This is a genomic window from Nitratifractor salsuginis DSM 16511, assembly GCF_000186245.1.
In the GTDB taxonomy this organism is placed as follows: Bacteria; Campylobacterota; Campylobacteria; order Campylobacterales; family Sulfurovaceae; genus Nitratifractor; species Nitratifractor salsuginis.
In genome coordinates, this window is the sequence record NC_014935.1 from 255,482 (window position 1) to 269,605 (window position 14,124).

General features: G+C 58.3%; 11 protein-coding genes. All 11 read left to right on the forward strand.

The window, feature by feature from the left end:
- Positions 1-74: 74 nt before the first annotated feature.
- The 11 genes from leuS to NITSA_RS10740 all read left to right on the forward strand — a co-directional run bounded on the left by leuS (position 75) and on the right by NITSA_RS10740 (position 14,108).
- Entirely contained in the window at positions 75-2,513 is a 2,439-nt protein-coding gene (gene leuS / locus NITSA_RS01375) for a leucine--tRNA ligase (RefSeq protein ID WP_013553235.1), read from the forward strand.
- A gap of 18 nt (positions 2,514-2,531) precedes the next feature.
- Complete coding sequence (gene lptE / locus NITSA_RS01380; protein ID WP_013553236.1) at positions 2,532-3,074, forward strand: LPS assembly lipoprotein LptE; 543 nt, start codon at positions 2,532-2,534, stop codon at positions 3,072-3,074.
- Complete coding sequence (locus tag NITSA_RS01385) at positions 3,071-4,321, forward strand: bifunctional folylpolyglutamate synthase/dihydrofolate synthase (RefSeq protein WP_013553237.1); 1,251 nt, start codon at positions 3,071-3,073, stop codon at positions 4,319-4,321. The genes lptE and NITSA_RS01385 overlap by 4 nt, the downstream gene beginning before the upstream one ends.
- A 53-nt stretch (positions 4,322-4,374) precedes the next feature.
- Positions 4,375-7,371: a transcription-repair coupling factor gene (gene mfd / locus NITSA_RS01390; RefSeq protein WP_013553238.1), complete on the forward strand. Its 2,997-nt coding sequence runs from the start codon at positions 4,375-4,377 to the stop codon at positions 7,369-7,371.
- Between the two features lie 70 nt (positions 7,372-7,441).
- Positions 7,442-8,533 (forward strand): multiheme c-type cytochrome, encoded by a 1,092-nt coding sequence (locus tag NITSA_RS01395; RefSeq protein ID WP_013553239.1) that lies wholly within the window; start codon positions 7,442-7,444, stop codon positions 8,531-8,533.
- A gap of 321 nt (positions 8,534-8,854) precedes the next feature.
- Positions 8,855-9,739 (forward strand): AAA family ATPase, encoded by an 885-nt coding sequence (locus NITSA_RS01400; RefSeq protein ID WP_083799884.1) that lies wholly within the window; start codon positions 8,855-8,857, stop codon positions 9,737-9,739.
- Between the two features lie 189 nt (positions 9,740-9,928).
- On the forward strand, positions 9,929-10,756 hold the full coding sequence (locus NITSA_RS01405; RefSeq protein WP_013553241.1) for a DUF58 domain-containing protein: 828 nt from the start codon (positions 9,929-9,931) through the stop codon (positions 10,754-10,756).
- The gene (locus tag NITSA_RS01410) at positions 10,753-11,166 is read left to right on the forward strand and encodes a hypothetical protein (RefSeq protein WP_013553242.1); all 414 of its coding nucleotides are present in this window, start codon (positions 10,753-10,755) and stop codon (positions 11,164-11,166) included. Before NITSA_RS01405 ends, NITSA_RS01410 begins: the two co-directional genes overlap by 4 nt.
- Positions 11,153-12,073, forward strand: coding sequence for a vWA domain-containing protein (locus NITSA_RS01415; protein ID WP_013553243.1), 921 nt, complete (start codon positions 11,153-11,155; stop codon positions 12,071-12,073). Before NITSA_RS01410 ends, NITSA_RS01415 begins: the two co-directional genes overlap by 14 nt.
- The gene (locus NITSA_RS01420; protein WP_013553244.1) at positions 12,073-13,080 is read left to right on the forward strand and encodes a vWA domain-containing protein; all 1,008 of its coding nucleotides are present in this window, start codon (positions 12,073-12,075) and stop codon (positions 13,078-13,080) included. Before NITSA_RS01415 ends, NITSA_RS01420 begins: the two co-directional genes overlap by 1 nt.
- Positions 13,077-14,108 (forward strand): tetratricopeptide repeat protein, encoded by a 1,032-nt coding sequence (locus NITSA_RS10740; RefSeq protein WP_013553245.1) that lies wholly within the window; start codon positions 13,077-13,079, stop codon positions 14,106-14,108. Before NITSA_RS01420 ends, NITSA_RS10740 begins: the two co-directional genes overlap by 4 nt.
- Positions 14,109-14,124: the final 16 nt, after the last annotated feature.

Below are 14,124 nucleotides of genomic sequence, written 5' to 3' on the forward strand. Positions count from 1 at the left end.
AGTCCGGTTTCTATGAGCTGTCTCAAATCCTCCATAGGGTATAATCCCTTCAATTTCACCGACGGAGTATCACCGTGAACTACGATCCCAAATCGATCGAAAGCAAGTGGCAGCAGAAGTGGGAAGCGGAGCGGGCCTTCGAGCCCTCCGAGGACCAGAGCCTGCCCAAAAAATATATCCTCAGTATGTTCCCTTATCCCAGCGGGCGGATCCATATGGGCCACGTGCGCAACTACGCCATCGGCGACGCCCTGGCCCGCTACTGGCGCAAGCAGGGAGTCAATGTGCTCCATCCCATCGGCTGGGATGCCTTCGGGATGCCCGCCGAGAACGCGGCGATCAAGCACAAACGCCACCCCAAGGAGTGGACCTACGACAACATCGCCTATATGCGCAAGGAACTTGGCGCCCTGGGACTGAGCTTCAGCAAGGAGCGGGAGTTCGCCACCTGTGATCCCCTCTACACTCGCTGGGAGCAGGAGTTTATCATCCGGATGTTCGAAGGGGGGCTCCTCTACCGGGAGAGTACCACCGTCAACTGGTGCGAAACCTGCCACACGGTCCTGGCCAACGAACAGGTCGAAGAGGGGTGCTGCTGGCGCTGCGACAACCCGGTGGTCCAGCGGGAGATGCCCGGCTACTATATCGATATCGTCCGCTACGCTCAGGAACTGCTGGACGATCTGGAGCAGCTGGAGGGCAAGTGGCCCGCCCAGGTGCTGACGATGCAGCGCAACTGGATCGGGCGCAGCCAGGGGCTGGAGTTCCGCTTCGAGCTGAACGATGCGAGCAAAGCCAAGCTCAACGGTTGTTTCGACGGCTATGAAGTCTTCACCACTCGCCCCGACACCATCTTCGGTGTCACCTATTCGGCTCTGGCTCCCGAGCATCCCATCGTCCGGCATCTCATCGAGCACAAGCTCCTCGACGATGAGGTGATCGAGCGCATCGAAGCGATCATCAATATGAGCGAGCGGGAGCGGGCCCAGGCGGAGAAGGAGGGCTACCCTCTGGGGATCAGCGTCATCCATCCCCTCACCGGCGAAGATATCCCCGTCTGGACGGCCAACTTCGTCCTGGCCAGCTACGGCGGCGGGGCGGTGATGGCGGTCCCGGCCCACGACGAACGGGATTACGAATTCGCCACCAAATACGGCTTGCCCATCAAGCGGGTCATCGAGGGGGGCGAGCTTCCCTATACCGGCGACGGGGAGCTCGTCGACAGCGGCGTCTTCACCGGCAAGCCCAACCGGGAAGCGATGAAGGAGATCGTCGCCTTCTTCGAGAGCGAAGGGTTGGGGACAAGCCAGATCAACTACAAACTGCGCAACTGGGGAATCAGCCGTCAGCGCTACTGGGGCGCCCCCATCCCATTGATCCACTGCCCCACCTGCGGCCTGGTGCCCGAGAAGATCGAGAACCTCCCCGTGACCCTGCCCGATGATGTGGAGATCACCGGCGAAGGCAACCCCCTGGAAAGCCACCCGACCTGGAAACACTGCACCTGCCCCCAGTGCGGCGGCAAAGCGACCCGGGAGACCGATACGATGGATACCTTCATCCAGAGCTCCTGGTATCAGTTCCGCTATGCTACCGATCCCAAAAAATGGAACGAAACGGGGATCGACAAGGAAGACAGCGCCTACTGGATGCCGGTGGATCAATACATCGGCGGGATCGAGCACGCCATTTTGCACCTGCTCTACGCCCGCTTCTTCACCAAAGCGCTGCGGGACTTGGGCTATCACGATATCGACGAGCCCTTCAGCCGGCTTTTGACCCAGGGGATGGTGCTCAAAGACGGGGCCAAGATGTCCAAGTCCAAGGGCAACACCGTCGATCCCGACGCCATCGTGGAGCGCTACGGTGCCGATACCGCCCGGCTCTTCATCCTCTTTGCCGCGCCGCCCCAGAAGGAGCTGGAGTGGAAAGACAGCGGTGTGGAGGGGGCCTACCGCTTCCTTAAAAAGCTCTACAGCCGCAAAGAGAAAGTCAGCCACCGCAGTCTCCCCGAGATCGACCACGATGCCCTGGCCCCCGAAGCCAAGGAGGCCCGCGCCAAGGTCTACGAAGCCCTGCGCAAGAGTGGGGATGTCTATGAAAAGACCTTTGCCTTCAATACCCTCATCGCCGCGACGATGGAAGCCCTCAACGCCCTGGACAAGCAGAGCGACCCCGCGGTTTGGAGCGAGGGGATGTATATCCTGCTTCACCTCCTGGAGCCCATCGTGCCTCACATCGCCAGCGAATTGAGCGAAGAGCTCTTCGGCCGGGAGAATCTGCGCCGCAGCATCCCCCTCAAAGAGGAGGTCTTCGTCACCGAGAGCATCACCTACGCCGTGAGCATCAATGGCAAGCGCCGCACCGAAGTGGCCGTCCCCGCCGGCGCGGAGAAAGAGGAGATCCTGGCCCTGGCCAAAGAGGCGGGTGCGAAATGGCTGGAGGGGATGCAGATCGTCAAAGAGATCGTGGTGCCGAACAAACTGGTCAACTTCGTCGTCAAACCGGCCTAAGCCGAAGAAGGAGCGGGTATGAAAAACTTTGGATATTTTTCAAGAGGGCGAAGGAATTTCCTCTCCCCGCTCCTTCTGACGGTGCTGCTGCTCTCTTTTGCCGGATGCGGCTACAAACCTGTGGCCCAATACGGCAGGGAACAGATTCCCGATCCGGTCTATGTGGATGTGCGTCTCTCCGGGATGGAGCCCCAAAACGGCGTCTTCCTCAAAGAGGAGATCATGCGCATCCTGCGGACCCACTTCCAGGAGAGGGTGGTTTCGGACAAGTCTGCCGCCGTCAGCCGACTGATCGTCCCCGGCTACAAGATCGACTATTCGCCTCTGGCCTACGATACCCACGGCTATGTGATCCGCTACCGGGTCACGGTGGATATCGATTTCATTCTCCGTACTCCCAAGGGTGAACTCCGCAAACATATCGGCGGAACCGAAGATGTCAATATCCAGCCCGGATCCCTCACCAGCGCCACGGCGAGAGAGTACGCCATCCGCACCGCCATCCGCAAAGCGATGGACAACTTCATCGCCTACGTGACCCAAAAGGGGTACGGGAAGTGACCCCCGCCTTTTTCGACTTTCTCGAGCAAAAACCCCTCTACTACAAAGAGATCGACACCCAACGCATCCACAACGCCTACGCCCTGCTCAAAGACCAGATCGCCCATCCCCCCGCTGTGCATATCGTAGGAACAAACGGCAAGGGAAGCACGGGGAGGATGATCGCGTACCTTGCTTCGCAAGGAATGAGGAATGAGGAATTAGGAATTAGGAACCGAATAGAAAAAGATCCAAAATTCTCTATCGGCCATTACACTTCCCCTCACATTCTCCGCTTCAACGAGCGGATTTGGATCGACGGGGCGGAGGTCTCCGATGAGCAGCTGGAGGAGGGGCACCGCCGGCTCTATGAGATTTTGGGTCCTCAGATGAGCGAAGAGTTGAGCTATTTTGAATACACCACTCTGCTGGCCCTGCTGCTTTTTGAGCATTGTGACCTGATCGTTTTGGAGGCGGGTCTGGGCGGGGAGTTCGACGCTACCAATGTGGTGGAGAACAAGCGGCTCAGCGTCGTGACTCCCATCGGCTTGGATCACCAGGCCTTTTTAGGAGACGACATCGAATCGATCGCCCGGACCAAGTGCAAGAGTTTCACTCCCGGAAGCCGGGCGCTTTTGGCTCCCCAGCCCTATCCCGAAGTTCCCAAAGTCGCCCGGCAGGTGGCCCAGGAGAGGGGCGTGGAACTTCATATGGTGAAAGATTTTGGATTTTGGATTTTGGATTCCGGATTAGGGGAGAACACAGAGAAAAAATGGGCAGAGATGCTCAATGAAGTAGGAAAAGAGAAAGGGTGGCCTGACTTTTTGCTTCAAAACGCTCTGACGGCTCTGAAGGCGCTGGAGCTTCTGGGGATCGAGGCCGATCCGGAGGCGCTTAGGGATTTGGAACTCTTCGGGCGCTTCTATCCTCTGCGGGAGAATATCCGTATCGACGTGGGCCACAACCCTCTGGCGGCCCGGGTCATCGCCCAGGCGCTGGAGCCCGAAACGGTGCTGATCTACAATTCCCTGGATGACAAGGATTACTGGGAAGTTCTCTCCACCCTCAAGCCCAAGATCAAGCGGGTGGAGCTGATCCCCATCGAGAGCCAGCGGGCAGCGACTTTGGGGCTGATCGAAGAGGCCCTGGAGGAGCTGGAGATCCCCTGGAACTGTTACGACGGCCTGCTTTTTAGCCACGAAAAGTACCTGGTCTTCGGCTCCTTTTATACGGTCGAAGCCTTTTTGCGTTCTATGGAAGCGGATTAGACCCGGAAATCAATCCTTTTACTTTTTTCAAAAACCTTTAACGGAGCCAATGCGTGAATCAAGCCGATTTCTATGAATATCTTCTCTCCACACCTGCAAAAGAGCGGGCCGAGCTGCTGGTTGTCCGGGATGACAAGAGCGCCGAGCGGGCCGAGGCGGTGGCCCGATACCGGGCGGTCCGTCCCTTTGTTCTGCCTCAGCTGCGCCTGAGTCCGGGGGAGGATCTGCGCAGTTACGGGCCCGAGATCCGGGAGCTGTTGGCGGAACTGGCGGCTTACCACCGCTACGAGGGGGAGAAGCTGCTCATCGCCCCGCTGCACACCCTGAGCCTTCCCCTGCCCAGGCCCGAGACCTTCGGGACGCTGAGGCTGGAGTTCGGCGAAACCCTGGACTTGGAGGCCCTCAAAGACCGCCTCTACCGCTGGGGATACCACTTCGTCGATCTGGTCAGCGAAGCGGGGGAGGTTTCGGTGCGGGGGGATATCATTGATATCTTCTCCCCGGGAGCGGAGCATCCCTGGCGGATCAGCCTCTTCGACGAGGAGATCGAGAGCATTCATCCCTTCGACCCCGATACCCAGAAACGCCGGGGGGATGAGGAGCTGGAGGCGGTGACCTTGCATCCCGCCTTTTTGGCTCTGGAGAGCGAAGAATTCGAGGCCCTCAAAGAGCGGGTGGAGCAGAGCCCTTATGAGAGTTTCGTCAAGGATATCGACTCCCTGGGGCTTTGGCACCTGGAGGAGCTGGGGATGGATTACCTCCAGGAGTTCCGGGCGATCGCCGGAGAGGATCTGGGCGAAGAGTTGGAGGAGCTCTACAGCCTTACGACTCCGCTCATCCCCCGCTCCAGCTATCCGACGAGCCGCCTTCCCGCCGCCAAAATGTGGCGGGAGTTGGAGGTGGCCGATGTGAACAAGCTCATCGAGGCCCATCCCGACAAAAAGGTGACCATCGTCGCCCGCAGCGAATCCTTGGTGCGGGGCAGCCAGCTGGTGCAGATGGAGCGGCTCAATTATGTCTATCAAGAGGGGATCCTCAACCTGATGGGGCCCGATGAGCTGATCCTATCGCTGAATAAACCTGTCAAACGCAAACGGGTCAAGCGCCCCAGCCTGGTGCTGGATGAGATGCGCCCCGGGGAGTATGTGGTCCACGAGACCCACGGGGTGGGGATCTTCAAGGGGATCGAGAAGCGGGAGGTCCTGGGGGCGACCCGGGAGTTCGTGGTGGTGCAGTATCAGGGGGAGGATACCCTGCTGGTTCCGGTGGAGAACCTGGAGGTGATCGACCGCTACATCGCCGACAGCGGCACTCTGCCGGCACTGGACCGCCTGGGCAAGGCGAGCTTCAAGCGTCTCAAGGGCAAGGTGCGCGAAAAACTCTTTGCTATCGCTTCCCAGATTATCAACATCTCCGCCCAGCGCCTTCTCCAGCGGGGAATTCCCCTGAAAGTCGATCCCGCCGAGCACGCCCTCTTCCTCTCTCAGGCGGGCTTCGAGCATACCGAAGATCAGATGGAAGCGATCCGGCAGATTATGGAGGAGCTGTCCGGCGGGGGGATGATGGACCGGCTGCTCAGCGCCGATGTGGGCTTCGGCAAGACCGAAGTGGCAATGAACGCCATCTTCGCCGCGGTGCGCAACGGCTATCAGGCGATGATGGTGGTCCCTACGACCCTGCTGAGCGCCCAGCACTACCGCAGCCTCAAAGAGCGCTTCGCCCCCTGGGAGATCGAAGTGGCCCAGCTGGACCGTTACACCCCCGCCAAGCAGAAACGGGAGATCCTGCGCCGCCTGGAGGAGGGGGAGCTCAAAGTCGTCGTGGGCACCCACGCCCTGCTGGGGGCGAAGTTCAAGAACCTGGCTTTGGTGGTGGTGGACGAGGAGCACAAGTTCGGGGTCAAGCAAAAAGAGGCCCTCAAAGAGATGGCCCTCAATGTCCATCTCCTTTCGATGTCGGCCACGCCGATCCCGAGATCGCTGAATATGGCCCTCTCCAAGATCAAGAGCTTCAGCGAAATCCTCACCCCGCCCACGGAGCGGGTGGGGGTGCGCACCTTCGTCAAGAGCTTCGACCCCAAGATCGTCAAAGAGGCGATCCTCAGAGAACGGCGCCGGGGCGGGCAGACTTTCTACGTCTACAACTCCATCGCCGGCATCGAGGAGAAAGCCAAGCAGCTGCGGGAGCTCATCCCCGACCTGCGGATGACGGTGCTCCACTCCAAGGTCACGGCGGCTCAAACCGAAAAGGAGATGATGAAGTTCGAGGCAGGGGAGTATGACCTGCTCCTTTCGACCACCATCGTCGAATCGGGGATCCACCTGCCCAACGCCAATACGATGATCGTGGACGGTGCCGAGAATTTCGGGATCGCCGATTTGCACCAGCTGCGGGGCCGGGTGGGGCGGGGAGGAAAAGAGGGCTACTGCTACCTGCTGGTCGAAGACAAAGAACGCCTGCCCGAAAACGCCCGCCGTCGCCTCCTGGCCCTGGAGAGCCATTCGGAGCTGGGCAGCGGCGCCGTGCTGGCCTTTCACGACCTGGAGATCCGGGGTGGGGGGAACCTGATCGGCGAAGCCCAGTCGGGCCACATCAAGCAGATCGGCTACTCCCTCTACCTGCGGATGCTCGAAGACGCCATCAAGGAGCTCAGCGGCCGCAAGGAGGAGAGCGAGAAGGGGGTGGACCTCAATCTGCAGATCGACGCCTATCTGAGCGACGAACTCATCAGCGAAGCCCGGCTGAGATTGGAGCTCTACCGCCGTCTGGCCCAGGCCGAGAGTGTGGCGGAGGTTTACGAGATCGAAGAGGAGATCGTCGATCGCTTCGGCAAGCCCGACGAGGTGACCCGCCAATTCATCGAAACGATGGCGATCAAGGTTCTGGCCAAAGAGCGGGGGATCAGCAAAGTCTCCAGCTACGAGGATCGGGTCTTTTTTGAATTCCACGACGGCCGCGACCGGGTTATCCTCAAAGCCCCCAGCAAAGACGACGACGATATCTTGGCAACGGCGATGGGATACCTGAAGGGAACGAGGAATGAGGAGTGAGGAGTGAGGAACCGAAAAGAGATAGGATATTTCGTTTCCCTATGACCAATGACAAAACTAAAGGATGTATATGAAAAAACTGACCCTTATCTCCCTGCTGAGCCTTTTTGCTTTCGGCGCGACCTTTGATCTGGGGGCTTGCCGGAGCTGTCATCCGGCGATCGTCAAGGAGTTCGAGGCTTCGGCCCACGCCAACTCGTCGGCAAAGAAGGATCCCTTCTTCGCGGCGATGCTCAAGCGAAGCCCGGAGAAGAAGTCCTGCCGCAACTGCCACGCCCCCGGGGCGAAGAGTGCGGAGGGGGAGCAGGGGATGACGTGCCTGAGCTGCCACCGGATCGAAAGTATCGAGAATCACGCCCAGGCCAATCGGAATATTTACCGCAAAGAGCAGGATAAACTCCTCTTCTCCGCTCAGGAGGGGCGGGAAGAGAAGGTGATCCGCTATCACGAAGAGAGCATCTGGTTCGGGCTGAAGACCCGCAGGGTCGGCTCTCCTTACCACGACATCGATTACCGCAAAGAGATTTTCTATACCGGGGAAGTCTGTATGGGCTGCCACAGCCACAAGGTCAACGGTCACGGACTCGATCTCTGCCGGATGGGAGAGGAGGGGGTGAAAAAGGGCAAACCCAACTGCATCACGTGCCATATGCCCAAGGTCCCTGGCAGCGCCACATCGATCCGACAGAGCGATACCCACGCCTGGCACGGGGCGGCGGGTCTGCATCACGGCAGCGAGAAACTCGCTCAATATCTGAAACTCTCCGTCACTCCCGATGAACGGGGCTTCACCGTCACGCTAAAAAACGAGACCCCTCACCCGCTGCTGACCCATCCCGCCCGGGTGCTTGAGCTTGATACTACGATCGATCGCCAGGGGAAAATCCAAAAACTTCCCGCCGTGACCCTGCGAAAAGTCCTGGGCAAAGGGGGGAAACCCACCCCGCCCTGGCTGGCTGATAGCGTTTTGAAAAACGACATCCCCAAAGCCAATGAGGTCAAGCGTTTTCATTTCGATACTCAGCTTTCGAAAGGGGATCGGGTCGAAGTGATCCTCGGGGCGCGGCTGCTCCCTCCTCCTTTGACGAAAAAACTGGGCTTGAGCGAGGATGAGGCGGCGCTCATCGAATTGAAACGGAGCAGCTACACCGTTTCAAAGTAGGTGGGGAATCGCTGCGGAATATACAGGTGACTATGCCGCTGGGCATTTACCTGGGATTTGACGGAGCTTTCACTCGATGGCGACAAAGGAGCACTCAACCCCGAAGGGGCACCGCAGGTGTTTGCGACTGCCAGAGCTATCGAGTGAAAGCGTTGTATCACATTTAAGTTGTAATTCTTCGACAACCTTATAGAAACATTAACGCTTAGTTAAACTCCGGCAAGTAAAATCAAGACAATACTATATATTTAGGAGTCTTGCGTGGAGACGATTCAAAAAATCAGAAACGAGATCCATAAGGTCGTCGTCGGCCAGGAGAAGATGGTCGAAGCCCTGCTTACGGGCCTGCTGACCCGGGGGCATATCCTGCTCGAGGGGGTGCCGGGCCTGGCCAAGACCACCACGGTCAACGCCCTGGCCAAAACGCTGGGATTGACCTTCAAACGGGTGCAATTCACCCCCGACCTGCTTCCCAGCGACATCATCGGAACGGAGATCTACGATCCTACCAACAATACTTTCAAGATCAAAAAGGGCCCCGTCTTCACCAACCTCTTGCTGGCCGACGAGATCAACCGTGCTCCCGCCAAAGTTCAGTCGGCCCTGCTGGAGGTGATGCAGGAGCGGCAGGTGACCATCGGGGATGAGACCTTCAAAATCGCTCTTCCCTTCCTGGTTATGGCCACCCAGAACCCGGTGGAGCAGGAGGGGGCCTACGAGCTTCCCGAAGCCCAGCTCGACCGTTTTATGATGAAAGTGGTTGTGGGGTATAACACCCGCGAAGAGGAGCTGGAGATCGCCCGCCGCGTCGCCAACAACGCTTTTGGAGAGATTCAACAAGTCGCCAGCATTGAAGACCTGGACCGCCTGCGCCAAGAGGCGATGCGGGTGCATATGGACCCGGAGATCGAACGCTACATCGTGGAGCTGGTCTTCGCCACCCGGGAGCCCGAGAAATACGGCTTGGAGAAGCTCAAACCCTACATCGAGTTCGGCGCCTCTCCCCGGGCCAGTATAGATATGTACAAAGCGGCGAGAGCCGTGGCCTATCTCAAGGGCCAGGAGTTCGTCTCCCCCGTCGAGATCGCCTACATCGCCAAAGAGGTGCTCCGCCACCGGATCATCCTCAGCTACGAAGCCCAGGCGGAAGAGGTGAGCCAGGACCGGATCATCGAAGAGGTCCTCTCGGCTGTTCCCATTCCGTAGGATGGGAACAGCCGAATTGAAGAATGAGGAACTAGGAATGAGGAATTTTGGAAAGCTTTTCTTCGAAAAGCGTTTTATTGAAAGGATGGATGTGAAAGTAACGAGTAAAAAGTTTTTCGCAGAAAAACATACCACAGTTCCTCATTCCTCATTCCTCATTCCTCATTCCTCCTCCGATAGGAGGAAGCGATGACTTTCACCGCCAAAAAGATTGCCCTCAAGACCCGCAAGCAGGTCTTCGGGGAGATGCTGGGGAACAACGCTTCCCTCTTTCAGGGAGAGGGGTTCGAGTTTGCCGAGCTTCGGGAGTATATCTACGGCGATGATGTGCGCAAGATCGACTGGAAGACCACCGCCAAGCTCCGGCGCCCCTTCGTCAAGATCTATCACGAGGAGCGGGAGCTCAATGTGGTGGTCTCCACGCTGCTCAGCGGCTCCACCTGGTTCGGCACCCAGCGCCCCAAGAGCGAATATATGGCGGAGATCCTGGCGCTGCTGGGCTTTTCGGCGGTCAAGAACAGCGATCTCTTTTCCCACATCATCTATGCCGACCGCCTCTACCGGATGAGCCGCCCTTCCAAGAAGATCTACGCCGTGCATCAGGAGCTGGAGGAGGCGCTGGCCTTCGATCCGCTGGGCAAAGAGGCGGACTATGCCGGCTGGACCGACACCCTCTTCCGCCGGGTCAAGAAGAAAGCGCTGATGTTCCTCATCGGGGACTTCGTCGGCGAAGTGGACCTGCGCCTTTTGAGCCGCAAGCACGATCTCTTCGTCATCATCGTGCGTGACCGTTTCGAGGAGCACCCCCGCTCTCTGGGCTACCTGCGGCTTGTCGATCCCGAGACGGGGGAGAGCTTCGAGGGGGATATCAACGAGGGGGTGATGGGCGAATACCGCAAGGCGATGATCGCCAACGACCGCCGGCTCTACCGCCACCTGCGGCAAAACGGCATCCGCCACGTCAAACTCTATACCGATGAAGAGCCTTTCGCCAAACTGCTTAGGAGGATGCGATGAAGCCCGATATGAATCAAACCCTTCCTCCCATCAAGGATATCAAGCCGATGGCGGAGATCCCCGACCACAGCCTCTGGCTCTATTGGGGGGTCGTGATCCTGGGGATCGCCATCCTGGCGCTGGCGCTTTTCTTCCTGGTGCGCTGGATCCTGGCCCACCGCCACGTCAACCGGGCCAAGGAGTATCTCGAGGCGCTCCACCGGGTCGATTGGCACGATCCCAAGCGGGCAGCCTATACCATCACGAAGTATGGGCGGCTTTTGGCTACCGACGACCGGAGGAAGGAGCTCTTTAGCCAGCTGCTCCCTCTGCTGGAGCGCTACAAATACCGCAAAGAGGTGGGCCCCGTCGACGAAGAGACGCGGCGCCGCTTCGAACTCTACAGGCAGGTCTGCGATGAATCAGTTTAGCTTTCAGTACCCCTGGGCACTGGCGCTGATCCTGCTCTTTTGGATCTGCGGGCGTTACTGCCCTGCCCGGACCCAGGCGATCTACTTTCCCCACGTGCGGCGCCTGCTCTCGGTCCACGCCCACAAGAGTCGCTGGCTGGAGATCCTCAAATGGATCGGGATCATCTCTCTGCTCCTGGCTCTGGCCTCTCCGGTGCTGACCAACGAGTACAAAGAGATTAAAAAAAAGGGCCGGGACATTATGCTGGTTATCGACTCCAGCGATTCGATGAACCAGTGGGGTTTCGATCCCGGCGACCCCAACAAGAGTAAATTCGACGTGGTCAAGGAGGTGGTCGGCGATTTTATCGATAAGCGCAAGAATGACCGGATCGGTTTGATCAACTTCGCCAGCGTCGCTTTCGTCGCGTCGCCTCTGACCTTCGAAAAGGATTTCCTGCGCAAGATTTTGCAGATGCAGGAACCCGGGATCGCCGGAAAACGCACCGCCATCAACGACGCCCTGCTGCAGACTTATAACATTCTCAGCAAGAGTGACGCGAAGAGCAAGATCGCCATTCTGCTCACCGACGGGATCGACAACGCCAGCCGGATCAGCTTCGACGAGATCCGCCGGCTCATCAGCGACAGCGATATCAAGCTCTACACCATCGGGATCGGCAGTTACCGGGATTTCGACGCTCCCTATCTCAAGGCACTGGCCCAGGCGGGGCACGGACGCTTCTTCGCCGCGAGCGACCGCCGAAGTCTGCAAAAGATCTATGAAGCGATCGACCGCCTGGAGACCAGCAAGATCAAGAGCAAGCGGGTGGTTCAGCACCGATATCTCTATATCTACCCGCTCTTTGTTGCCATTCTGGCCTGGCTCTTTTTTATCTATCTGCGAAGCGCCAAGGGGGTGGAGTGATGGAATTCGTCTATCCGCAATTTTTCTGGGTGATGATCGTTCCGTTTGTCATCTTCGCCTTTCTGGTGACAACCAACCGGGACAAGGTGGCCCGGGTCTTCAGTGAACAGGTGCTGGAGCGGCTCCGGGCCGACAGCGAAACCCTGCCCAACTCACTGAGGAATCTGGTGCTTTTTACGGCGGTTTTCCTGATGATCGTCGCTCTGGCACGCCCCGTGATCGACAAGGGAGAAAAGGTGGTGCCTCTGCAGGGGATCACCCTCCTGACGGCACTGGATATTTCCGGTTCGATGCGCTCGAAGGACCGCTACCCCAACCGTCTGGAGTTCGCCAAGGTCAAGCTCAAGCAGTTCCTGGACGCTTTGCCTGGTGATCAGGTGGGGCTGATGGCTTTTGCCCGCAACGCCTTCGTCCTGGCCCCTTTCACCGGCGATACGGCGACGTTGAAGCAGATCGTCGACGGGGTCAACGAGGATTACATCAATATGGCTGCCACCGATTTCGTCTCCCTGGCCGAAGAGGCGGCGAGGCTCCTGGCGAAGAAGAAAGAGAAGATCCTCGTCGTCTTCACCGACGGAGGGGACCCCCAGGCCCTCAAGGGTTTCAAAGAGGCGCTCAAAGAGCGGGGGATTACCCTCTATGCCGTCCTGGTCGGTACCAAAAAGGGCGCGCCCGTTCTCGATCGGCGGGGACGGCCGATGACCAAGCGTGACGGCACCATCGCCATCACCCAGCTCAACGAAGCCCTGGGCAAGATCGCCCGGGAGACCGGCGGGGATTATGTCATCGCCGGCAACGGGCGGGAGGATATGCGGCGCCTGGCGGAGGAGATCCATCGCAAATTTTCCAGCGAGAAGCAGGGGGCCGTTCACATTCACGACCGGGTGGAGCTCTTCATCTATCCTCTGATGGGGGCGGTACTGCTGCTGCTGATCGGATTGAGCTCGATGCCCCGAAGCGGACAGGGTTTCCGCCGGGGAAAATCCCGTGCAAGGAGGGGATCGTGAAGCGACTCTTCAAACTTTTCGGGCTTCTCCTGCTCCCGCTCCTTCTGAGCGCCGGCTTGCAGGATTTCAAACTCATCGAAGCGGCCAAAGCCGCCTACAAAGCCGGCAAATACGATCAGAGTGCCCGACTGCTCAATCAACTGCGGGAAGAGAATCCCCCGTTGCAATACGATTTGGGCAACGCCTATTACAAAGCCGGTAAATACCAAAAGGCCCTCTTGCACTACAAACGGGCCAAAGGAAAGGGGGTCGACGAGCATGCCCGCCTCCACAACCTGGGCAATACCTATTTCAAAATGCATCGGCTCAAAGAGGCGATCCAGGCTTATGAAGCGGCATTGAAGATCCGCGACGATGCCGAGACCCGGTACAACCTGGAGTTGGCGAAAAAGCTGCTGAAGAAAAAAGAGCGGAAAAAGAAGCAACAGCAGAAACAGCAACAAAAACAGCAGAATAAGAAGAAGCAGAAACAAAACAAACAGAAGCAGCAGAACAAACAACAGAACAAGCAAAACCAGAATAAAAAGCAAAAGCAGGGCCGGCAGAACAAGAAACAGCAGCAAAAGCAGGGAAACAAAGCAAAGCAGAAGCAAGAGAAGCAAAGCTCCAAAGAGGGCTCTTCCCAGCAAAAAGAGCAGAAAAGCTCCGGTTCGGGGAATGAATCGAAAAAACCCTCCAAAGGGAAAGAGAAGGGCCGGGAGAAAAAGTCCCAACCCAAACAGGGGCAGGGACAGTCCCAGACCCCTAAAAAGGCGCAGCGCAAAGAGGCCCGCTACAAGCCCTCCCAGCCCAAACCGGCCCAAAAACCTCAATCCCAAAAGCCCCAGGAGGCCAAAGGGGCACAGTCTCAAGGCAGCGGAGGTGAAAAAGCCCAAAAGGGTGCGGCGAAAGTGGGTCGGGTGCGCAGCCTCCAGGCCAGAGAGATCCGGCGCCTGATGAAGCGGCTGGGCGGAGAGAAGATGCCGACGCTGATGTATCAAACCGGGGGAAGAAAAACGACTTCCCAAGAGCCGCTCAACCCCTGGTAGGGAAAAAGTCTGAATA

Excerpts from the sequence above, each read along its gene's own strand:
- lptE (WP_013553236.1), top strand. The coding sequence starts at position 2,532 with ATGAAAAACTTTGGATATTTTTCAAGAGGGCGAAGGAATTTCCTCTCC.
- NITSA_RS01400 (WP_083799884.1), top strand. The coding sequence starts at position 8,855 with ATGGTCGAAGCCCTGCTTACGGGCCTGCTGACCCGGGGGCATATCCTG.
- NITSA_RS01410 (WP_013553242.1), top strand. The coding sequence starts at position 10,753 with ATGAAGCCCGATATGAATCAAACCCTTCCTCCCATCAAGGATATCAAG.
- NITSA_RS01405 (WP_013553241.1), top strand. The coding sequence starts at position 9,929 with ATGACTTTCACCGCCAAAAAGATTGCCCTCAAGACCCGCAAGCAGGTC.
- NITSA_RS01415 (WP_013553243.1), top strand. The coding sequence starts at position 11,153 with ATGAATCAGTTTAGCTTTCAGTACCCCTGGGCACTGGCGCTGATCCTG.
- NITSA_RS01420 (WP_013553244.1), top strand. The coding sequence starts at position 12,073 with ATGGAATTCGTCTATCCGCAATTTTTCTGGGTGATGATCGTTCCGTTT.
- NITSA_RS01395 (WP_013553239.1), top strand. The coding sequence starts at position 7,442 with ATGAAAAAACTGACCCTTATCTCCCTGCTGAGCCTTTTTGCTTTCGGC.